The organism is Streptomyces sp. NPDC002577, from assembly GCF_053594815.1.
In genome coordinates, this window is sequence record NZ_JBSFWK010000031.1 from 20,344 (window position 1) to 40,142 (window position 19,799).

Annotated in this window: 18 protein-coding genes and 1 pseudogene; 17 read left to right on the forward strand and 2 right to left on the reverse strand. The window is 69.2% G+C overall.

The window, feature by feature from the left end:
- Positions 1-8: 8 nt before the first annotated feature.
- Positions 9-926 (reverse strand): helix-turn-helix transcriptional regulator, encoded by a 918-nt coding sequence (locus ACWD4J_RS29945; RefSeq protein WP_451398566.1) that lies wholly within the window; start codon positions 924-926, stop codon positions 9-11.
- Between the two features lie 171 nt (positions 927-1,097).
- On the opposite strand from ACWD4J_RS29945, the gene ACWD4J_RS29950 reads away from it, so the two are divergent.
- The 9 genes and pseudogenes from ACWD4J_RS29950 to ACWD4J_RS29990 all read left to right on the forward strand — a co-directional run bounded on the left by ACWD4J_RS29950 (position 1,098) and on the right by ACWD4J_RS29990 (position 10,243).
- Entirely contained in the window at positions 1,098-2,540 is a 1,443-nt protein-coding gene (locus ACWD4J_RS29950; RefSeq protein ID WP_451398567.1) for an MFS transporter, read from the forward strand.
- A gap of 43 nt (positions 2,541-2,583) precedes the next feature.
- Complete coding sequence (locus tag ACWD4J_RS29955) at positions 2,584-3,435, forward strand: aldo/keto reductase (protein ID WP_451398568.1); 852 nt, start codon at positions 2,584-2,586, stop codon at positions 3,433-3,435.
- Between the two features lie 143 nt (positions 3,436-3,578).
- Positions 3,579-4,352 (forward strand): SDR family oxidoreductase, encoded by a 774-nt coding sequence (locus tag ACWD4J_RS29960; RefSeq protein WP_451398569.1) that lies wholly within the window; start codon positions 3,579-3,581, stop codon positions 4,350-4,352.
- A gap of 92 nt (positions 4,353-4,444) precedes the next feature.
- Entirely contained in the window at positions 4,445-5,065 is a 621-nt protein-coding gene (locus ACWD4J_RS29965) for a flavodoxin (protein ID WP_451398570.1), read from the forward strand.
- A 386-nt stretch (positions 5,066-5,451) separates the two neighbouring features.
- Positions 5,452-6,591, forward strand: coding sequence for an ABC transporter substrate-binding protein (locus ACWD4J_RS29970; RefSeq protein WP_451398571.1), 1,140 nt, complete (start codon positions 5,452-5,454; stop codon positions 6,589-6,591).
- Between the two features lie 132 nt (positions 6,592-6,723).
- Entirely contained in the window at positions 6,724-7,983 is a 1,260-nt protein-coding gene (locus ACWD4J_RS29975) for a sensor histidine kinase (protein ID WP_451398572.1), read from the forward strand.
- A complete protein-coding gene (locus tag ACWD4J_RS29980; protein WP_451398573.1) occupies positions 7,980-8,630 on the forward strand; it encodes a response regulator in 651 nt (216 codons plus the stop codon). The genes ACWD4J_RS29975 and ACWD4J_RS29980 overlap by 4 nt, the downstream gene beginning before the upstream one ends.
- Positions 8,631-9,176: 546 nt before the next feature.
- A pseudogene (locus ACWD4J_RS29985) lies at positions 9,177-9,377 on the forward strand (SUMF1/EgtB/PvdO family nonheme iron enzyme); the annotation flags it as partial.
- 587 nt (positions 9,378-9,964) lie between these two features.
- Entirely contained in the window at positions 9,965-10,243 is a 279-nt protein-coding gene (locus ACWD4J_RS29990) for a hypothetical protein (protein ID WP_451398574.1), read from the forward strand.
- A gap of 270 nt (positions 10,244-10,513) precedes the next feature.
- Here ACWD4J_RS29990 and ACWD4J_RS29995 read toward each other — a convergent pair whose 3' ends face one another.
- A complete protein-coding gene (locus ACWD4J_RS29995) occupies positions 10,514-11,005 on the reverse strand; it encodes a MarR family winged helix-turn-helix transcriptional regulator (protein ID WP_451398575.1) in 492 nt (163 codons plus the stop codon).
- 575 nt (positions 11,006-11,580) lie between these two features.
- Here ACWD4J_RS29995 and ACWD4J_RS30000 point away from each other — a divergent pair.
- The 8 genes from ACWD4J_RS30000 to ACWD4J_RS30035 all read left to right on the forward strand — a co-directional run bounded on the left by ACWD4J_RS30000 (position 11,581) and on the right by ACWD4J_RS30035 (position 19,730).
- A complete protein-coding gene (locus tag ACWD4J_RS30000; RefSeq protein WP_451398576.1) occupies positions 11,581-12,570 on the forward strand; it encodes an ABC transporter substrate-binding protein in 990 nt (329 codons plus the stop codon).
- Between the two features lie 149 nt (positions 12,571-12,719).
- Entirely contained in the window at positions 12,720-13,484 is a 765-nt protein-coding gene (locus ACWD4J_RS30005) for an ABC transporter permease (RefSeq protein ID WP_451398577.1), read from the forward strand.
- 46 nt (positions 13,485-13,530) lie between these two features.
- On the forward strand, positions 13,531-14,313 hold the full coding sequence (locus ACWD4J_RS30010; protein ID WP_451398578.1) for an ABC transporter permease: 783 nt from the start codon (positions 13,531-13,533) through the stop codon (positions 14,311-14,313).
- Positions 14,310-15,191 (forward strand): ABC transporter ATP-binding protein, encoded by an 882-nt coding sequence (locus ACWD4J_RS30015; RefSeq protein ID WP_451398579.1) that lies wholly within the window; start codon positions 14,310-14,312, stop codon positions 15,189-15,191. The genes ACWD4J_RS30010 and ACWD4J_RS30015 overlap by 4 nt, the downstream gene beginning before the upstream one ends.
- 277 nt (positions 15,192-15,468) lie before the next feature.
- The gene (locus tag ACWD4J_RS30020) at positions 15,469-16,836 is read left to right on the forward strand and encodes an acyclic terpene utilization AtuA family protein (protein WP_451398580.1); all 1,368 of its coding nucleotides are present in this window, start codon (positions 15,469-15,471) and stop codon (positions 16,834-16,836) included.
- Between the two features lies 1 nt (position 16,837).
- The gene (locus tag ACWD4J_RS30025; protein WP_451398581.1) at positions 16,838-17,146 is read left to right on the forward strand and encodes a DUF4387 domain-containing protein; all 309 of its coding nucleotides are present in this window, start codon (positions 16,838-16,840) and stop codon (positions 17,144-17,146) included.
- Positions 17,147-17,271: 125 nt separating this feature from the next.
- Positions 17,272-18,291 (forward strand): TauD/TfdA family dioxygenase, encoded by a 1,020-nt coding sequence (locus tag ACWD4J_RS30030; RefSeq protein ID WP_451398582.1) that lies wholly within the window; start codon positions 17,272-17,274, stop codon positions 18,289-18,291.
- Positions 18,291-19,730, forward strand: a complete 1,440-nt coding sequence (locus ACWD4J_RS30035; protein ID WP_451398583.1) for an MmgE/PrpD family protein — start codon at positions 18,291-18,293, stop codon at positions 19,728-19,730. The genes ACWD4J_RS30030 and ACWD4J_RS30035 overlap by 1 nt, the downstream gene beginning before the upstream one ends.
- The last annotated feature ends 69 nt before the right edge of the window (positions 19,731-19,799 follow it).

A 19,799-nucleotide genomic window follows, 5' to 3' on the forward strand; every position in this document is an offset into this window, starting at 1 on the left:
GGCGTGCGTCAGGGCTGTGCGCGGCGTCGCTGTTCGGCCTGCGTATCGGGACGCGCGGCGGGCTGCGGTGCGGTCATGTCGAGCAGGACGAGGGCGTCGTAGTCGGGAGTGCCGGGTTCCGCGATGTAGACGCCGAGGCGCTGGCCCGGGGTTCCCTCAAGCTGCATGCTCTGACCGCTGAGGGTGAGGATGCCGACCTGCGGATGGTGGAAGGTCTTCTCGATCTTCTTGCGCCCGATGACGTCGTAGCGCTCCCACAACTTGGCGAAGTCGGGGCTCTTGAGCAGGAGCTCACCCACCAGGCTGGTGAGATCGGGGGCGTCCGGGTCGGTGCCCGCCAAGGCACGCAACCGGGCGACGCAGCCGCGGACCTGATTCTCCCAGTCCGGGAAGAGAGTGCGCGCGGTGGGGTGGAGGAACAGGTAGCGGGCAAGGTTGCGCTGGGTGGCGGGCCAGTCGGCGAGGCCCGCGTACAAGGCAAGGCCGCCGGGGTTCCAAGCGAGCAGGTCCATGCTGCGGCTGACGATGTAGGCCGGGCTCGGCCGCATCGTCTCCAGGACCAGCTTCAGGTGCGGGCGCACGGTTCGACTGGGCGGCGGCGAGGGTTCGGGAGCATACCTAGCAGCTCGGGCGGCGAGCTCGCGCAGGTGCTGGTGCTCGGCGTCGTCGAGGTGCAGGGCGCGGGCGAGGGCGTCGAGCACGGAGGGGCTGGGACGGGTCTCCTTGCCGCGCTCCAGACGAACGTAGTAGTCGATGCTGATGCCGGCGAGCGTCGCCAGCTCCTCACGGCGCAGGCCGGGGGTGCGGCGTATACCTGCACCCAGGGTGAGGCCGACCTGGTCGGGGCTGGTCTGGGTGCGGCGCGCGCGCAGGAACCGGCCCAGTTCCATGTCTGCGCTCCTGCTGGTGCTCTGCTCGGATGCCATGTCGACAGTGTCACACCGCGCTGACCTGCGTGGCAGGCGTGTGGGGGGCCCTGTCACACCCCTGAACGCCGCTCCCTGGCACAGCCCGGCCTGCCACCTGGGCCGGAAAGGCGCGAGGCTCGATTTCCGTCAGTACCCGGCCTTCCCAGTCCAGGAGATCGTCCCTTGTCCATGTCCGCGTCGCCCACACCGCTCCAAGTCGGCGCGGCTGATCCGCCGCCGCAGAGGAAGTCCGGCGCACGTCCGGCGCTGGCCGCCGTGCTGCTCGGCTTCTTCACGATCATGGTCGATGCGATGATCGTGAACGTGGCCCTGCCCTCGATCGGGCGCGGCTTCGACAGCGGGATGACCGGGCTGCAGTGGGTGGTAGACGGCTACACCCTCGCCTTCGCCGCGTTCCTGTTGTCCGCCGGCGCGGTCAGTGACCGTATCGGGGCCCGCCAGGCGTTCGCCTGCGGCCTGGGCCTGTTCGTGGCAGCGTCCGCAGTCTGCGCGATGGCGCCGAATCTGGGCGTTCTGGTGGCGGCGCGGCTGGTGCAGGGAGTCGGGGCTGCGGTCGTCGTTCCGTCCTCCCTCGCCCTGCTGCGCGAGACCTTCCCCGACGCGGCGGCCCGAGCGAAGGCGATCGCCCTGTGGGGCGTGGGCGGCTCTGTCGGCGCCGCTGCCGGGCCCGTGGCCGGCGGGCTGCTCACCCTCATCGACTGGCGGATGATCTTCTTCGTCAATCTGCCCGTCGGCGCGGTGGCCCTGGTGCTGCTCAAGCGCGCCCAGCCCTCCCCAGGCCAGGAGGTGCCCTTCGACTGGACCGGCCAGGTGGCCGCCGTCGCCGCCATGGGCGCGCTGACATACGCGGTCATCGAGGCCGGTGCCGACGGCTTCGGCACCGCGCGGGTTCTGGGCGCCTTCGCCCTGGCGATCGTGGCGGCCGGCGTCTACCCGGTCGCCCAGGCCCGTGGACGGCATCCGATGACGCCGCTGCCATTGCTGCGCTCCCGCACAATGTCACTCTCGGTAGCCATCGGGTTCGCCCTGAACGTCGGCTTCTATGGGATGATCTTCCTGCTGGGGCTGTATCTCCAGCAGGTGGACGGGCTGAGCGCGCTCGCCACCGGCGTGGCCTTCCTGCCGATGACCGTGCTCACCTCCTTCATGGGCCCCGTCGCCGCGCGCCTGGCCACCCGGTTCGGTGCACGGATGCCGGTGATCACCGGTCAGTGCCTGATGGCCGCGGGCCTTCTGGCGATGGTGACCCTGCCCGCCGGCGCGCCGGCATGGCTGTCGGTGGTACTGATGGTGCCCGTCGGCGCCGGCGGCGCAATGGCCGTGACCGCGCTGACGGCGCTGCTGCTGGAGAAGGTGCCCGCCGAGCGGGCCGGCGTCGCCAGTGGCGTGCTGAACGCCGCCCGCCAGCTCGGGGGCGCCCTGGCCGTGGCGGTCTTCGGTGCGCTGGTCGCGGGCCGGGCCGAGTTCGTCTCCGGTCTGCACACCAGTCTCCTGATCGCCGCGGCAACCGTGGCGGCGAGCGTCGTAGCCACCGTGCTGCTGCGTACTCAAGTCCCTCATCAGATTCCGGCCACCAACACCGAAGCGGGCACGCGCCTGCTCGAACGCTGACCGGTCACCTGCCCCACCCCATCCCGTACAGAAAGAAAATCCCATGCAGACCGTCACCCTCAACAACGGCGTCAAGATGCCGATCCTCGGTTTCGGCGTCTACCAGATCCCGCCGGAGCAGACCGAGCAGGCCGTCACCGAAGCGCTCGCGGCCGGCTACCGGCTGCTCGACACCGCCGCCGCGTACCTGAACGAGGAGGCCGTCGGCCGCGCCATCAAGAACAGCGGCATCCCGCGGGAGGAGCTGTTCGTCACCACCAAGCTGTGGGTCCAGGACGCGCCCGCGCAGGAGAACACCAAGCGCGCCTTCGAGACTTCGCTGCGCAAGCTCGACCTGGACTACCTCGACCTGTACCTGATGCACCAGCCCTACGGCGACGTGTACGGGCAGTGGCGCGCCATGGAGGACCTGTACCGCGAGGGCCGGATCAAGGCGATCGGCGTCGCCAACTTCTACCCCGACCGGCTTCTCGACCTCGTCATCAACAACGAGGTCACACCCGCGGTCAACCAGATCGAGACCCACCCGTTCTTCCAGCGCACCGTCGACCAGGAGCTCATGCGCGAGCACGGGGTCCAGATCCAGTCATGGGGCGGCTTCGCCGAAGGCAAGAACAACATCTTCTCTCACCCGGTCCTGAGCGAGATCGGTGAGAAGCACGGCAAGTCGGTGGCGCAGGTCGTGCTCCGCTGGCTGATCCAGCGTGGCGTCGTCGCGATCCCCAAGTCGGTGCGCCCCGAGCGCATGGCGGAGAACATCGACGTCTTCGACTTCGAGCTCACCGACGACCAGATGGCGTCCATCGCCACCCTGGAAACCGGCGCCTCCCTGTTCTTCGACCACCGTGACCCGGCCATGGTCAACTGGCTCAGCGCGCGGCGCCTGGACGGCTGACCCGGCAGACGGCGACAACCGCCGCCGCAGAACTCTCGCGCGCGGGTGCCTTCACCCGCCCGGACCGAGGCACCCGCGCGAGAGGCTCTCCACCTCGTCGCCGTCCTCACGGCGCCACCCATCTCACGGACGAGGGCATCATCATGTCCCAGAACATCACCGACGTACTCATGGTCGGCGCGACCGGCAGCATCGGACAGCTCGCCGTGCGCGCCGCGCAGCGACACGGCCTGCGCCCGCGGGCACTCGTGCGTGACATGCGACGAGCCGAACAACTGCTCCCCGGCATCGAACTGGCACAGGGCGACCTCGAGGATCCCGCCTCCCTGCAGCGCGCGGTCAATGGAGCCGACGCGATCGTCCTCACCCACGGATCCGGTGGCGACCCCCGACCGGACGCCCGTGCGCACGTCGACTACGGCGGCGTACGCAACATCCTGCGAGCCCTAGACGGCGCCCAGCCGCGCGTGGCACTGATGACCTCCGTCTACGCCACGCGCAGCGACATCCCCGGCGCCACCCCATGGAAGCGGCGCTCCGAACGCCTCCTGCGAGCCAGCGGCCTGCCCTACACAATCGTCCGGCCCGGCTGGTTCGACCACGCCGGCCCTACCCAGCGGCGGCTCGTCCTGGAACAGGGCGGTACGGCCGACGGCGGGATCGCCCGCGACCAGATCGCCGAGACACTGGTGCGCAGCCTGCTGACCGGCACCGCACTGGGTAAGACGTTCGAGCTCATCGCCGCCGAGGGCGAAGAGCCGTCCGACTGGGCAGAGCTCTTCGGCGCCTTGAAGAGCGACGAGTCCGGCTCCGTGGACGGCGTCTTGGACCCGGCCGACCTCCCCGTCGAAGCCGAGCCGCAGGCAGTGCGCGCGGATCTCGATGCCGTCCGTTCCCTTCGTGGAACCAGCGGATGACAGCGGGCGGACTCGGCGCCAGGAAAGGCAGACCCGCCGCGCTGGGGCGACGCGCGCTCCTTCATGGCGTACTTCTGGGAGGAGCCACAGTCATGACCGGTGTCGAGGTCACCGGCTGTTCCCCGTCGCCGTCAGGCGGGGCGGCGCCGGAGTCCACTGAGCAACCTGCCGCCACGGCCTCGCCCGGGAAGCAGGTCCTGCTGGCCTACTTCTCCCGGCCGGGCGAGAACTACTACTACGGCGGGCGTACCGACCTCGAGATCGGAAACACCGAAGTCCTCGCCCGAATGATCAGCGAGCTCATCGAGTGCGACGTGCACCGCATCGAAGCCGTCGCCCCCTACTCCGACGACTACGACGAGACGGTAGCGCGCAATGTCCGCGAACAGGACGCCGATGCGCGGCCGGCCATCGTCAACCCCCCGTCCTCGATGGACCGTTACGACGTGGTGCTGCTGGGCAGCCCCATCTGGAACGTCCGAGCACCCATGATCATGTCGACCTTCACCGAGAGGTACTACTTCCGCGGCAAGACGGTCCATCCGGTCACGACGTATGCGATGAGTGGACTGGGCACCACCGAGCGCGACTACGCGGCGTCCTGCCGGGGCGCGACCATCGGGGAAGGGCTCGCGGTTCGCGGCGAGGAAGTCCGGAAAGCCGATGCCGAAGTCCGGTCGTGGCTACGGCGCATCGGCATTCTCCAGGGCTGACCCCGTTTCTCGAACCGAACAGTCTGACAGCCCAGTGCCCTGTGAGATAGGTGGGAGAGGGCCCTTCACCCCGCTGGCTGACCGTTCTCCGGCACAACCCCGCCCTGTCGCAGGGTCAGTTGTCCCACGAGGCTGGGCGAAAGCCGAAATGGTCATCGCGGCGGGCGGACCGTAAACACCATCGCCATAACCGAGGAAGCACGCGCCGGCCATTCCGGGGTCGGCAGCAGCGGCATTCAACCGTTCGGTTGAACGCCGTTTCCACCACCAGGAGGACTCATCGCTCCGTACGGACGACGCGAAGATACTCTCGACCGCGCCAGAATGACGATCGCCCATGGCGCCTGGGCCCTGTAAGCCACCCCCCTGAGAGAGGTCTCCTCCGCATGCCCAGCTTCCCCAGCAGACGACGTGTCCTTGCCGTCAGTGCCGGTGCCGCCCTCGGTGCCGGTGCGTTCGGTGCCTCAGCGGTTCCGGCGTCGGCCTCTCCCGCCGCGTCACAGCGCTCGATCGGGCGCGAGGAGACCAGGACGCTCGACGAGCTCTACAAGGCCGCCCTCGCGGAGGGCGGGAAGCTCGTCGTCTACGCCGGTGGTGACACACCGACCCAGCAGGACGGCACCAAGGCCGCCTTCAAGGACCGCTTCCCGGACATCGACCTGACGCTGATCGTGGACTACAGCAAGTACCACGACGTACGTGTCGACAACCAGTTCGCCACCGACACCCTCGTTCCCGACGTCGTGCAGTTCCAGACTCTTCAGGACTTCGACCGCTGGAAGCAGCTGGGGCGCCTGCTGCACTACAAGCCCGCCGGGTTCTCGAAGGTCTACGACAAGTTCAAGGATCCCCAGGGCGCCTGGGTTGCCACGGGAGCGATCGCTTTCAGCTTCATGTACAGCACGGCAGCGGTCGGTTCGGGGCTGCAACTCACCCCGCGCGACCTGGTCGACCCGAAGTGGAAGGGCAAGATCGCCTCGTCCTACCCGCACGACGACGACGCGGTCCTCTACCTCTACACGCTGTACGCCCGGAAGTACGGCTGGGACTGGGTGGCCAAGCTCGCCGCCCAGGACGTGCAGTTCGGGCGGGGCAGCAACTCCCCGGGCGACGCCGTCTTCGGCGGGCAGAAGACGATCGGTATCGGCACCGCGGGCTCGGCAGCCAGCTCGTCTCCTGTGACGTTCGCGATCGACGCACAGCATCCGTTCATGGCCTGGGGCCAGCGCACTGCCATCCTCGAGCAGGCCAAGAACTCCACGGCCGCCAAGCTCTTCCTCAACTGGCAGCTGTCCACCGAACACCAGCAGCAATCCTTCAACGGCTGGTCGGTACGCACCGACGTCACTCCCCCGGCCGGCCTGAAGCAGATCTGGGAGTACCCCAACGCCCACGTGGACGGCTTCCCCCGCTTCATGGCCGACCGCGCCGAGGTGGAGCGCTGGAAGCAGACCTTCGCCCTGTACTTCGGCGAGGTCAAGGGCGACCCCACGCCGGGCTGGCTCGGACTGCACCCGGGCGCCTAGCCGTCGGGGGGGCTGCCGCTCCGCGCTCCCCCGCCCGCGGGAACGGCAGCACCGCTCTTCACATCGGTCATACAGGCGGCGGATAGACTCGGACTCCCTGTCCCAGTGGATCATTCATCCAGGGGGTTCGTCGTGTCCGACCCCGGCCTCGCCCACGCCCCGGCGTCGGGCAACCGCAGCCGGTTCGGCCCGAGGCAGGCACCACACCTCGTGTTCTTCCTCGTCGTCGGTGCCGCGCTGGTCCGTCTCGCCCGTCTGAACGTCTCGCTGTGCTGGGACGTAGTGACCGTCAGCGGGCTACTCGCCGTGACCTACGCGGCTGGACTGGCGCTGTGGAGCAGGCTCGGCCCGCTCGCCCGGCACCTGTGGGTCGCGGTCCTCCTCCTTCAGTGGGCGATCCTCGTCCTCCTGACCCCGCCGCCCCTGACCGGCGCCTACGTCTGGTGCGCCGTACCGCTGGCATGCGTGGCGCTGGGCGTGCTCGGGCACCGTGCCGCCATGGTGGCGGTGGCCGCAATCACCCTGCTGCTGGTCGGTCAACTCACCCGGACCGCAGGCGGATTCGACGCCGAGATGGTGCTGATCCCTGTGACGGCGGCGTGGGGCACCGTGGCCCTGTATCGGGCGCAGCAGCGGAACGTCGCCGAGCGCCAGCGCCTGGTCGACGAACTGCGCAGCACGCGCGATGTACTGGCGGACGAGCGGCACCGGACCGGTGTGCTCGAGGAACGCGCGCGCCTCGCCCGTGACCTGCACGACACCCTCGCCCAGGAACTGTCCGGCAGCCTGATGCTGCTGCAGGCGGCCGAGCGGGACTGGGAGGAGCGGCCCGACGTGGCTCGTACCCGGGTGCGCGCGGTCACCGACGGCCTGTCCGCGGGGCTCACCGAGACCCGGCGCATCATCCAGGACCTCGCGCCGTCCACCGTCGCCGAAGCAGGGTTGGAGGGTTCTATCCGACTTCTGTGCGATCAGGCGCAGCAGGCCGAAGCCGCGGCGCGCGTACAGTTCCGCTCGGTCGGAACCCATCGCCCCGACCTGGACGAACACGCCGCCACCACCTTGTTCCGGGTGGCGCAGGGCATGCTGGCGAACGTCCGCGAACACGCGTACGCCACGAACGTGTTGGTGACGCTGCACCATCACACGGACCGCGTCGAACTGGATGTGCACGATGACGGTGTCGGCTTCGACCCCTCCCGTATCGGCTGGGCAGTCCAGTCGGGCCGGGGGTTCGGTCTGCCCTCGGCCCGGTCGCGGCTTCGTGAGGACGGTGGTGACCTGGATGTCGACAGCGTGCCGGGACGGGGCACGCGGATTCGGGCCACCGTTCCCGCCCGCGCGTGGAGGCCCGGTCCGGTGGTGCCCACGGCCTCGGCGGCGGTCCGATGACGGCCTCAGCGCTGCGCCTGCTGATCGCCGATGACCACGCGGTCGTACGAGCCGGGCTGCGGGCCCTCCTGGAGGGCGCGGCGGATCTCGACGTGATCGCGGAGGCAGGCAGCGGCGAAGAGGCCGTTCGCCTCGCCGTCGAGCTGGCACCAGACGTCGCATTGATGGACCTGCGGTTCGCGGGCACCGACCGTGGCATCGACGGTGTCGAAGCGGTCCGTCGGCTGACCGCCGAGGCTCCGGGCACGCCCGTGGTGATGCTGACCAGCTATGCCGGACGCGCCGACGTCGTGCGCGCGCTGGAGGCCGGCGCACGCGGCTACGTACTCAAGGCGGGACCACCCGAGGATCTCTTCCGGGCCGTGCGCAGTGCCGCCGCCGGGGGCATGGGCCTGGCGCCGGAGATCGTCGGCGACCTTGTCGGTCAAGTGGTCCATCCGCGCAGCGAATTGACGCAACGGGAGAGAGACGTCGTCCGGTTGATGGCCGACGGGCACAGCAATCGCTCCATCGCCGAGTCCCTCTTCCTGAGCGAAGCGACGATCAAATCGCATCTGGTGCGGATCTACCGGAAACTCGGCGTCGACAACAGGGCCGGAGCCGTCTCCGAGGCCGCCCGCAGGGGCCTGCTCGATCTCGCACCGTAAGGCTGGGCAGGCTGTATCCACTGCCACCAGGGCTTGAGGAACATCGGCGCGAAGACCGGAGCTGAGCCCTCCCGGCGCTCGATGGGCGAGCGTGCGCTACGTGGGGAGTCTCCTGGGCAACCCCACAGGGGGCCGTGAGGGTCGTGGACTACCTCGCCGAGGAGCTCGACATCGCGAATGCGTCTGTGGTGAAGGCGTACATCGGCTCAGTGTGATCATCGACCAGGCGGCGGGGCTCGGCGGCATGGCGAAAGCCGAGCTCGGCCGCTACTCCTTCCAGCTCCCCGACCTGCCCGACGGAATGCGGCCCCTGCGCGAAACCCTGGCGCAGCCGCGGAGGAGGGACCCGGGCTGGGCGGGAACACTGCCGACCGCTGGCCACACTGCTCTCCTGGCAGGACATCGAGGCCGTTCAGGAGCACGGAGTTCCAAGTCCGCTCCGGGTGGTCGCACTGAGCGTCGGCTCAGCTGTGGGAGCAGCGTTCGATGGCCGGGATGTCAGCCGTTGTCACTGGTTCGCACTGCCTCGACATCGCGCTGAATCCGTTCGGTGTCACCGAGGAGGTCCCCGCCGACGAGCCCGTGTTGCACGTGTGCTGGTACGAGGCGGACGCGTACGCCCGCTGGGCGGGACAGCGGCTGCCGACCGAGGCCGAGTGGGAGAAGGCGGCACGGCATGACCCCGCGACGGGCCGCTCCCGACGCTACCCCTGGGAAGGAGACGGTGCGGGCCGGCCGCCACCAGATGTCGTCCGAGGGGACGGGCCGTGCGTTCTGACAGAGCGGCTGGGTTGCCGCGTAGGTGGCGTCAGCGGCAGGGGGGAGGCCGGCCCGTCCGACGGCCTCGCGCAGTACGGCGAGATCCGCGGCCCTCGCCTCGATGCACGTGGTAGGGGCAGGGCCGGAGGGGAGCTCAGCTCCACCTGCCCACCCGGCTCACGGGGGATCCTGCTGCCCTCGGGAAGGGCGACCGCGACTTCGACCGGCGCGAGGGCCGCGTTCAACCGGTCGACGGCTATCGGCAGCGGTCCGTGAATATCGCCCCTGCCGCCACCGCGCGCCCATGGCAACCATGGTGGCCGTCCTGTCGCACCGCCGCCTCAGATGTTCATGTCGGAAAGGAACCGCCTCCCGATGTTGCGACACGAGCGTCGCCACATCCGCTCTCTGCCGGATGTGCAGCACCGGTGGGGCGCGAGCCACGGCGAGGACCGGCGCACAGCTGGCTGCGCGAACGGGTGGCCCCCGGGCGGTGGCCTCCCTCGGACCATAAATGCCGTTGATGTCGTCCAGCCGACCGCTGTTGGAAAGCCGGCGGGGCGACCCGGCTGATCGTGCGCCGGGTCCGTGACCTGGCCAAACCCGCGGTCGTCGAAGAGGAGGGCGAGTTGTTCCCGGTCTGGCGCCACCAGCCGTTCTTCACCGACATCCCCGCCGAGACCCTCCAAGCTGAGCGGGAACACCGTCACCAGGCCGTCGTCGAGCAGGTCATCGCGGACAGCAAAGCCTCCGCCCTGGCCCACCTGCCGTCGGGGAAGTTCAACGCCAACGCCGCCTGGCTCACCCTGTGGGCGATGGCCTACAACCTGCTGCGGGCAGTCGGCGCACACTGACCTCCGCCTTTCACGCCAAGGCCGCCACCGCCACCCTCCGCGCCCACCTGATCCAGGTCCTGTCGACGTACTTGCCACCGGCCCGCATACGGCAGGCGGCAGGGTCATTCGTCGCGCGCGTTTTCTCGGCGCTCTTACCCTTGGTGGCGGCTCGAGTGAGTGTGGACCTCAGCGAGGCTGTGAGCATCGTGCGCAGGCGCGGGCTGATGTGTAGACGTCAAGCACCTTATGGTGATGGCATCGCTGCCGCTGCCTCTCTCCTTGTGGCCGTCACTCGCCGACCATCTGCTCGGCGCGCGAGATCAGTACGTCCACGAGCTTGCCGAGGGCGGCGATCTGCTCGTCGTCTAGGACTTCCAGCAGCCGCCTGGCCTGTTCCTCGGAGTGCGGTGCGATCTCCTCGAAGGTGCGGCGGCCAAGCGCGGTCAGGTGGACCAGGGTGCGGCGCTGGTCCGCTGGATCCCGCTCTTCCATGATCCGTCCGGATTTCCGCAGTCCTGCCAGCGCACGGCTGATGTTCATGGGGAGCAGGCCGGTCGCAGTGGCGATCTCGCTGGCGGAACTGCCGGGGCGGGCGGCCACCACCACGATCACGCGCCATTCGTTGAGCGTGAGGCTGTGGGATCGGGCGAAGTCGCGGAAGGGCCGGCTGAGGAGGTTGGTGAGCTTCAGGAGTCGGAAGCCGACCATATCGGGGGTCAGACGGGACAGATCCGTTTTCTCCGGAACCCGGTCCGTGTCGGGTCCACCTGCTGCGTGCACGCTGGCTCTCCGGTTCTCGTGCTGACGTGGGCGGGGGGGGTGTGCGGCTCACCGGGGTGCCGAGGCGGTGGGCTCGCACGTAGCAGTGCAGGAGGGGCGGCCACATCGGTGGATGCGTTCCGCGAGGACCTTCCCTCGTGTTCACCGCGTGCGCAAAGCGTAGCCGAAAACCCTGGCACCCGGGCCCGCGTGGGGGAATGTCCCACACCCCGCAGAAGCCTAACAACTGTTAGTAGTTGGCTGCTGATGTACCGGGGTTTGCGGAGCCGGTGCCCGTCTACCCATCCCGCAACCTCTCTCCTCCCCTTCCGTCGTCACTGCTTTTGACCTGCGGTGACGATGTGCTCCTGGATGGCTCGGCAGATCAGTCGCGTCACGACCCTTGACACTCGCCGCGCCCCAGGATTTGCTATCGATCGATAGCATCTGGCAGTGCGGCCGGGATGGGAGGAGGCCGCCTGCCCGCCCATCTCCCTTTTATTTCTTCTCCTTTGGTGAATTGATCTCCCTCTCGATTCGCCTGTTTCCGTTAATTCGAATTTCCGGCCCTGCGTCGGTGAAAAACGAGGATCCGGATGAGAAAAAGCCTCTCCAAGCTGCTGGGAGCCGTGGCCGGTGCGGTGGCGATGCTCGCCGTCGCCGGCTGTTCTGGGGCGGGGGCTGCCGCGGCCGCGCGCCTGGCTGGCGGCTCGATCAAGGTGGCTGTGCCGAGCAGCCTGAACGGCCTGTCCGCCTACGTCGCCCAATCCAGGGGGTACTTCGAGAAGCAGGGCCTGGGCGCCGAACTCACCAATGTGACCTCTGCTGCTCAGGTCGTGCCCTCCCTGCTCAGCGGCACCGTCGATTTCGGCATGGTCGACGTCAGCACCACAACTGTGGCCAGGAGCAAGCGGGTGCCGCTCGTCATGGTCGCCCCGAACACCGTGGCCGCCGAGCCGCGTAACGGCGTCGGCTACGGCAACCTCCTGGTGGCGAACGACAGCCCGATTCGGTCGATCGAGGACGTCGCTGGGCGCAGCCTGGGGTTGAGCGGGCTCAAGAGCCAGGGCTGGGTGGACATCCGTACCGTCCTCGACGACGCGGGGGTCGACTCCGCGGCGGTGAAGTACGTGGAGATACCCGGTCCGCGCGTGCTCAGCGCGCTGCGCCAGGGGCAGGTCGAGGTGGCCGCGGTGTCCGAGCCGAACGCCAGCCGGGCCGTGCAGGCCAAGGAGGCACGGCTCCTCACCCCGACGGACAATCCGCTCACCGGGACGCCGAGTTATGTCTTCGTCGCCACCGAGCAGTTCGTCGCTGAGCATCCGGCGATGGTGCAGAAGTTCACCGCGGCAGTCCTCGCGGCGAACAAGGCCCTCAATGCCGACCGGGACTTGGCGGTGGCCGCGGCGGCCGAGTTCACGACTGTACCGGCGGGCGTGCTCAAGTCCTGTACCTACCCGACGTACGGGGAGGAGCCGCTGAAGGCCGGGAAGCTGAGGGCGGTCGTGGACCGTGCGGTGCGCTACGACTTGGTGTCCCCGGAGAACGAACCGAGCCCCGCTTCCCTCATCGCCCACCTCCGCTGAGCCTGCACAAGGAGCCGCACATGTGCGCCATGCTCTCTGGCTCGGGAAGGGACCGTCCCTTCCCCACGCCCTCGCCACCCCCCGTTTTGCGCCGTCTTCTCCGCAAGCGGCCACCGTCTGCGGATACGGCCGCCGCCGGCAGGGGCCGCGTGCACCGCACGGCCGGCCAGCTCGTGGCCATCGCCGTCTTCTTGGTCGTCTGGGAGGTGGCGTCGCGGTCGGTGGCCGCGCAGACCGGCGACATCCCCCACCCCTGGGACACCGCCGAGCGCCTGGCCGACCTGGCGGGCCAGGCGACCTACTGGGGCGCCGTCGGGGACACCCTCGCCAACTGGGCGGTGGGCTTCGCTCTCGCCGTCGCCATCGGCGTCCCGGCCGGCCTCGCCGTCGGCGCGAGCCGTACGGCGACCGCGAGCAGCCGGCTCACCGTCGACTTCCTGCGCACCATCCCGCCGGTCGCGCTGATCCCGCTGACCATCATGCTTTTCGGCCCGAACCGGCCGATGGTCGTCACGTTGATTGTCATCGGTGCCGTGTGGCCGCTTTTCGTTCAGGCCACCTATGCCGCCCAGCAGGTGGAGCCGACGCTGCAGCAGGTGGCCGCATCATTCCGCTTCCCGTGGTGGTTCACCGCGTTGCGGCTGAGGCTGCCGAGCGCGCTGCCGTTTGTGTGGACGGGGCTGCGTATCGGCGCCAACCTCGGCTTGCTGGTCTCCATCGCTGGTGAACTCCTCGGCGGGGTGCCCGGCCTGGGCAATGAACTGAACCTGGTGCTGCTCGCAGGCGACAACGCCGCGGTCTTCGCCTACGCCCTGACCGCGGGTGTCCTCGGCGTGGCCCAAAGCGCCCTGTTCACTGCCGGGCAGCGGGTGCTGCTGCACTGGCATCCGACCGTTCGAGGCGGCAGGCGATGACGCCGCAGCCTATGCCCTCGTCCCGAAAGCCCTGGGGAGGCCGCCGATGAGACGGCATGTGCGGACCGTGCTGATGGACATCTGGCTGCCCGCGGTGCTGCTGGCGCTGTGGTGGGCGGTCAGTGCGGGCAGCGAGTCCATCTACTTCCCGCCGTTCACCGACATCGCCTCCCGCTTCCGCGACCTGTGGCTCTTCGAGCAGGTGCCGGTGGACCTGCTGCCCAGCCTGGGCCGCCTCGGCATAGGTTTCGCCGCCGCGGTGGTGGTGGGCGTGGGATTCGGCACGGTGCTGGGGCTGGCCCGCCCGCTGGAGGGCGCCTTGCGCCCGCTGATGGAGTTCGTCCGGGCCATCCCGGGGCTGGCGGTGCTGCCGCTGGCAATGGTCGTCCTGGGCACCGGCTCCGAGATGAAGACCACGATGATCGCGTTCGTGGCGTGCTGGCCGATCCTGCTGAACACCATCGACGGGGTCCGTTCCGTGGAGCCGGTCCTGCTCGACGTGGCCCGCTCCTTCCGGATGGGCTACCGGCACCGGCTCGCCCGGATCGTGCTGCCCGCAGCCTGCCCGCAGATCTTCGCCGGGGCGCGGACCGCGCTGGCGGTCGGCGTGGTGGTGATGGCGGTGACCGAGATGGTCGGCACCCCGGGCGGAATCGGCTACTTCATCCTCAACGCCCAGCGCAACTTCGACCTGGTGGAGATGTGGACGGGCATCATCGCGCTCGGCATCACCGGCTATCTGATCAACAACGTCTTCCGGCTGGTCGAGGCGTGGGTGCTCGGCTGGCACCGCAAGATGACGGCCCACGCTTCGGGAGGGACCCGATGATACGACCGACCCAGGCAACAACGACATCCACCGCGAGTACGGGAGGTGAGGCCCGGCCCGCCGCCGGCGGCAGTGGCCCGATCCTCACCGTCGAGGGCCTGACGCACAGCTACGGCGACAACCACATCCTGCGCGGCCTTAACTGCACGGTCGACGCCGGTGAGTTCGTCTGCATCGTCGGCCCGTCCGGCGTGGGCAAGAGTACTTTGCTGCAGTGCCTGACCGGGCTGCGCAGGCCCACCGGGGGGCGGATCGCCTTCCAGGGCGAGGAGGTCACCGGGCCGCCGCCCGGGGTCGCCGTCGTCTTCCAGGACTACAGCCGCTCCCTGATGCCCTGGCTCACCGTGGCCCGGAACGTCGGACTCCCCCTACGGGCGGCCGGTGTGCCGAAGGCGGAGCGGCGCGAGCGAGCCGCCGAGGCGCTGCGCGAGGTGGGCCTGTCGGACAGTGGCGGCTCCTACCCGTGGCAGCTGTCGGGTGGTATGCAGCAGCGGGTGGCCATCGCCCGCGCGCTGGCCTACCGTCCGGTGCTGGTGGTGATGGACGAGCCGTTCGCCTCGGTCGACGCGCAGACCCGCGCCGACCTGGAGGACCTGACCCTGCGGGTGCGCGACCGGCTCGGGATCACGGTGCTGCTGGTGACCCATGACATCGACGAGGCGGTCTACCTCAGCGACAAGATCCTGGTCATCTCCGGCAAACCCGCACGGGTCACCAACACGGTGCAGGTGGGGCTCGGCGCCGACCGGGACCAGATCTCCACCAAGGCCACCGCCGAGTTCGCCCAGCTGCGGGCCGAGATCTACCGCGAGATCCGCGGTGCCCAGGCGCCCGCGCGAGAGCCTGCGCAAGTTCCCGCCGAGCCGTCCGTGCCGTAGGACGGGTACCTGTATGCGGGTGTGCCCCGCCCACGGGGGGGCACACCCGCATACCGCATGTCCCGGCCCTGGCTGCTTCCCGGCTCCTTTCCGATACTTGCCGAAGTCTTTCAGCATGCCCTCGGGGAGAAGCGCGGGAATTTGCTGGGGGAGCGGTGCCAGCAGGGTCTCGGGGGTAGGTCGGAAAACTGCCCGGACCCCCTTGCGGACAATCGCTAACATAAGTTAGCTTCTGAATGGCGGAACAAGAGGCCGCTGAATCACCGGAAGGAATCGCATGGAATCGATCACCTATCTGGCGCCGACCGGAATGCTCGGAGTCGGATTCAGCGAGGGCTATTTCAGAGCCGCGCTCGAGCGGGACATCACCTTTGTCGCCTGCGACTCCGGATCCACCGACGGCGGCCCCGCCTACCTCGGCGCCGGCCACAAGTTCTTCTCCCGCGAGGCGGTCAAGCGCGACCTGCGGATCCTTCTCACCGGAACTCGCGCCAAGGGCATCCCGCTGCTGATCGGCTCCTGCGGCGGCAGCGGCGCCAACGCCAACCTGGACTGGATGGCCGACATCCTCCGCGAGATCGCCAAGGAGGAAGATCTGCACTTCCGTACCGCGCTCATCTACGCCGAGCCGGAGCGGGAGGCGCTGGTGGAGAAGTACCGGAACGGAGGCTTCGCCCCCCTGGCCAACGCGCCGGAGATCGACGAGTTCACGCTGACCGACTGCGAGCACATAGTCGCGATGATGGGCCCCGAGCCCCTGTTGGCCGCCCTCGACGGCGGCGCGGACGTGGTGCTCGCCGGCCGGGCCAGCGACGCCGCGCTGTTCGCGGCGATCCCCGCCCGCGAGGGCTTCCCCGCGGGGCTGTGCTGGCACGCCGCCAAGATCATGGAGTGCGGCGGCGCCGCCGTCGCCCAGATGTCCAAGCCCGAGGGCATGATCTGCACGATCACCGCCGACGGCTTCGTCCTTGAGCCGGTGAGCCCCGAGCAGTCGGTCACCCCCACGTCCGTCGCCTCGCACGCCCTGTACGAGACAGCCGACCCCTACACCATGCGCGAGCCTGGCGGCGTGATGGACCTCTCGCAGGCCCGCTACGAGGCGGTCGACGAGCGCCGGGTCAAGGTCACCGGCAGTGCCTTCACCGAGGCCGCCTACAGCGTCAAGTTGGAGGGCGCGCAACTCGCCGGCCACCGGGCCATGGTGCTCGGCGGGGTCAGCGACCCGGTGCTGCTCGAACAACTCGACGAGTGGCTGGAGGGCGCGAAGAAGAGCATCGCGCACAACGTGGACGCCGTCTTCGGCCGCCCGATGTCCGGCGAGTACGACATCCAATACCGCGTCTACGGCCGCAACGGCGTCATGGGCGAGCGCGACAGCCGCGAGCCGGCCACCGGCAACGAGGTGGGCCTGCTGATGGTGACCCTCGCCGACACGCAGGACATGGCCTACACCGTCGCTGCCCAGGCCGCCCACATGGTGCACCACCGGGCCGTGCCCGAGTGGCAGGGGCTGGTGTCCAACCTGGCCTTCCCTATCTCCCCGCACATCACCCCGCTGGGTCCTGCCTACCGCTTCGCGTTGAACCATGCCGTCGCGGTCGAGGACCCCATGGAGCTGTTCACCACCACCTTCGAGGAGGTCTGAGATGACGCGCCTGCGTGACCTCGCCAAGCTCATTCGCAGCAAGAACGCCGGCCCCTTCGAGCTGACCTTCGACGTCATGTTCGAGGACGAGGCCACCTACCGCAGGGTCGTCGACAGCGGCGCCCTCACCGCCGATTCCCTTCAATCGCTACTGAAGGTGGACAAGGAGAAGATCCGGCTCTTCCACTACAGCCCGGCGAATTCCATCAAGGTGACCATTCCACGCGCGGCCTCCTCCGGCGACCCGCTCGACTCGGACCTTTTCGGGGGCCAACAGTTTGCCGCGCTCGTCGACGTCACCGTCGACTGAAAAAGCAGCCGTCAGACAAGAAAGAGGCAAGAAAAGTGTCTCATTGCCTCGCTGGGCGCGGTGAAATCCAAGCTGATTCCCAAAAAATCCGAGAGCAAGCCTGAAAAGAAAGGGCGTACGCCATCATGAAGCCGATTCTGCGTGAGTTCGTCACCGATTCCACCGCCTGGAAGGGCGAGGACCTCAAGAACGACCAGTCCTGGATCTACCAGCTCGACGACGCCGACCTCGCCGAGATCGACCAGGCGCTCGCCGGCGTCGAGGCCCGGGGACTTGCCGCCGGCGACTTCACCGCCGCCGATTTCCCGCTGCCGCGCGTGGAGAAGAAGCTCGCCGAGGTCGACGAGCAGATCCGAGGCGGCCGCGGCTTCTGCCTGATCCGCGGCGTGCCGGTCAAGAAGTACACACTGGACCAGGTCAAGACGCTGTACTGGGGCCTCGGCTGCTACCTGGGCACCGTCATCTCCCAGAACGACGCCGGGGACTTCGTCGGCCCGGTCGTCGACCAGGGCCTGAAGGACGACGATCCCAACCGCCGCAACAACACCACCAACCGGCCGCTCGACCCGCACACCGACCTGGCCGACGTGGTCTCCCTGATCTGCATCGAGAAGGCCAGGGAAGGCGGCCAGTCCACCCTGGCCAGCGCCGTCGCCGTGCACAACGAGATCGTCAAGAACCACCCGGAGTACCTTCAGCCGCTCTACGAGGGCTTCTACCACGACTACCGCGGCTACGGCCCCAACCGCGACCCCAACGAGGTCACCCCGGCCCCGATCCCGGTGTTCGAATACCACAACGGCCGGGTCAGCTGCGCCTTCGCCAAGGAGATCATCCACCGTGGCGCCGCCAAGCGCGGCGTCCCGCTGACCCCGCTCCAGGAAAAGGCCGTCCAGTACGTGCACGACCTGGCGCTGCGCGAGGACATGCGGATCGACATGATGCTGGAGCCCGGCGACATCCAGCTCATCAACAACTACATCACCCTGCACTCCCGCAGTAACTACATCGACCATCAGGACGGCCGGAAGCGCTACCTGCTGCGCATGTGGATCAACCTGCCCAACAGCGTGCAGCTGTCCCCGGAGTTCGCCGGCCTGGTGCGCCGCGGCATCCCCGCCAAGCCCACGGAGAAGGCCGCCTGATGACTGCCACCGCCGCAGAACGCACAGCGACGACGGCCCTGCCGGGCGCTCCGGTCCCCGAGGTGACCGACGAACTCGCCCGGTTCGTCGCCGGGTTGACGCACGAGAATGTGCCCGCGGAGGTCACCGCCCGTGCCGGGCTGCTCTTCCTGGACACCCTCGGCATCGTCGTCGCCGGGCAGCGCGTCGACTCCACCGCGGCGATGCTGCGCGGCCTGGCCCCCACCGGCCTGGCCGCCGGCACCGCCCGGGTCCCCGGCACCGCGCAGGGCTTCACCCCCTACGGCGCCGCCCTCGTCGCCGCGGCGAGCGCGCACAGCCTCGACTACGACGACACCCACGCCCCGGCCGGCATCCACCCCGGCGCCCCGGTCGTCGCCGCCGCGCTCGCCGCCGCCCAGCTCACCAGCGCCTCCACCCGCGACCTGCTCCTCGGCGTGGTCGCCGGGTACGAGGTGATGACCCGGGTCGCGCTGGGCCTGGTGCCGATCCACCACCAGGACGCCGGTTTCCATCTCACCGCCACCACCGGCGTGTTCGGGGCCGCCGCGGCGGCCGGGAAGATCCTCGGCCTGGACGCGGACCAGCTGGCCCACGCGTTCGGCACCGCGCTCAGCCAGAGCGCCGGCTCCGGACAGTTCCTCACCAACGGCGCCTGGACCAAGCGGTTCCACGTCGGCAACGCCGCCGCCGGCGGCTTCCTCGCCGCGTCCCTTGCAGCCCAGGACTACACCGGCGCCGCCCAGGCGTTCGAGGGCGACGCGGGGTTCTTCCGGCTCTACTCGCCAGCCCCGCAGCCCGAAGCAGCGGTGCGCGGACTCGGCAATGTCTGGGAGACGCTCCAGGTGGCGGTCAAGCCGTACCCGTGCTGCCGCGCCATCCACGCCCCGCTGGACGCCGCCCTCGCCCTGCGGGCCAGCCACGCGCCGAAGCCGGACAACATCCGGCAGATCCGGGTCGGCATGCCCCGCAAGTGCGTCGACATCACCGGCGCCCCGCAGGAACGCAAGCGCCGCCCGCAGAACGTGGTCGACTGCCAGTTCTCCGCTCACCTGTGTATCGCCGCCGCGCTCGTCCTCGGCCGCCTCGACGTCGACTACCAAGACGCCCTCCACAGCGAGCAGGTGCGCGCGCTGACCCAGCGCGTCGAGGTGTACGTCGACGCCGAGGCGGAGGCGGAGTATCCGCGCACGTTTCCCGGACGGGTCGAGATCGAACTGACCGACGGCACCGTGCTGCGCGAGTACGTGCGCGTGCCGAAGGGTGAGCCGGACACCATGCTCACCGCCGACGAACTGCGCACCAAGTTCCTGTCACTGGCCGAACCGGTCCTCGGCACGGACCGCGCCCAGGAGCTGTTCGAGCTGGTGGGCCGCATGCACGCGGAGGACATCCCGGTGGAACGTCTGCTCGCCGCGGCCGTTCCCGACGCCGCCTGAGCCACGGGCGGGTGCCTCGAAGACGGCGACGGCACCCGCCCGGCCCCCGGTTCGCCGCCCGGCAACTCC

What these genes read in the sequence shown, in the direction of transcription:
- ACWD4J_RS29945 (WP_451398566.1), bottom strand. Translation starts at nt 926, where the DNA reads ATGGCATCCGAGCAGAGCACCAGCAGGAGCGCAGACATGGAACTGGGC.
- ACWD4J_RS29950 (WP_451398567.1), top strand. Translation starts at nt 1,098, where the DNA reads ATGTCCGCGTCGCCCACACCGCTCCAAGTCGGCGCGGCTGATCCGCCG.
- ACWD4J_RS29955 (WP_451398568.1), top strand. Translation starts at nt 2,584, where the DNA reads ATGCAGACCGTCACCCTCAACAACGGCGTCAAGATGCCGATCCTCGGT.
- ACWD4J_RS29960 (WP_451398569.1), top strand. Translation starts at nt 3,579, where the DNA reads ATGTCCCAGAACATCACCGACGTACTCATGGTCGGCGCGACCGGCAGC.
- ACWD4J_RS29965 (WP_451398570.1), top strand. Translation starts at nt 4,445, where the DNA reads ATGACCGGTGTCGAGGTCACCGGCTGTTCCCCGTCGCCGTCAGGCGGG.
- ACWD4J_RS29970 (WP_451398571.1), top strand. Translation starts at nt 5,452, where the DNA reads ATGCCCAGCTTCCCCAGCAGACGACGTGTCCTTGCCGTCAGTGCCGGT.
- ACWD4J_RS29980 (WP_451398573.1), top strand. Translation starts at nt 7,980, where the DNA reads ATGACGGCCTCAGCGCTGCGCCTGCTGATCGCCGATGACCACGCGGTC.
- ACWD4J_RS30000 (WP_451398576.1), top strand. Translation starts at nt 11,581, where the DNA reads ATGAGAAAAAGCCTCTCCAAGCTGCTGGGAGCCGTGGCCGGTGCGGTG.
- ACWD4J_RS30010 (WP_451398578.1), top strand. Translation starts at nt 13,531, where the DNA reads ATGAGACGGCATGTGCGGACCGTGCTGATGGACATCTGGCTGCCCGCG.
- ACWD4J_RS30015 (WP_451398579.1), top strand. Translation starts at nt 14,310, where the DNA reads ATGATACGACCGACCCAGGCAACAACGACATCCACCGCGAGTACGGGA.
- ACWD4J_RS30020 (WP_451398580.1), top strand. Translation starts at nt 15,469, where the DNA reads ATGGAATCGATCACCTATCTGGCGCCGACCGGAATGCTCGGAGTCGGA.
- ACWD4J_RS30025 (WP_451398581.1), top strand. Translation starts at nt 16,838, where the DNA reads ATGACGCGCCTGCGTGACCTCGCCAAGCTCATTCGCAGCAAGAACGCC.
- ACWD4J_RS30030 (WP_451398582.1), top strand. Translation starts at nt 17,272, where the DNA reads ATGAAGCCGATTCTGCGTGAGTTCGTCACCGATTCCACCGCCTGGAAG.
- ACWD4J_RS30035 (WP_451398583.1), top strand. Translation starts at nt 18,291, where the DNA reads ATGACTGCCACCGCCGCAGAACGCACAGCGACGACGGCCCTGCCGGGC.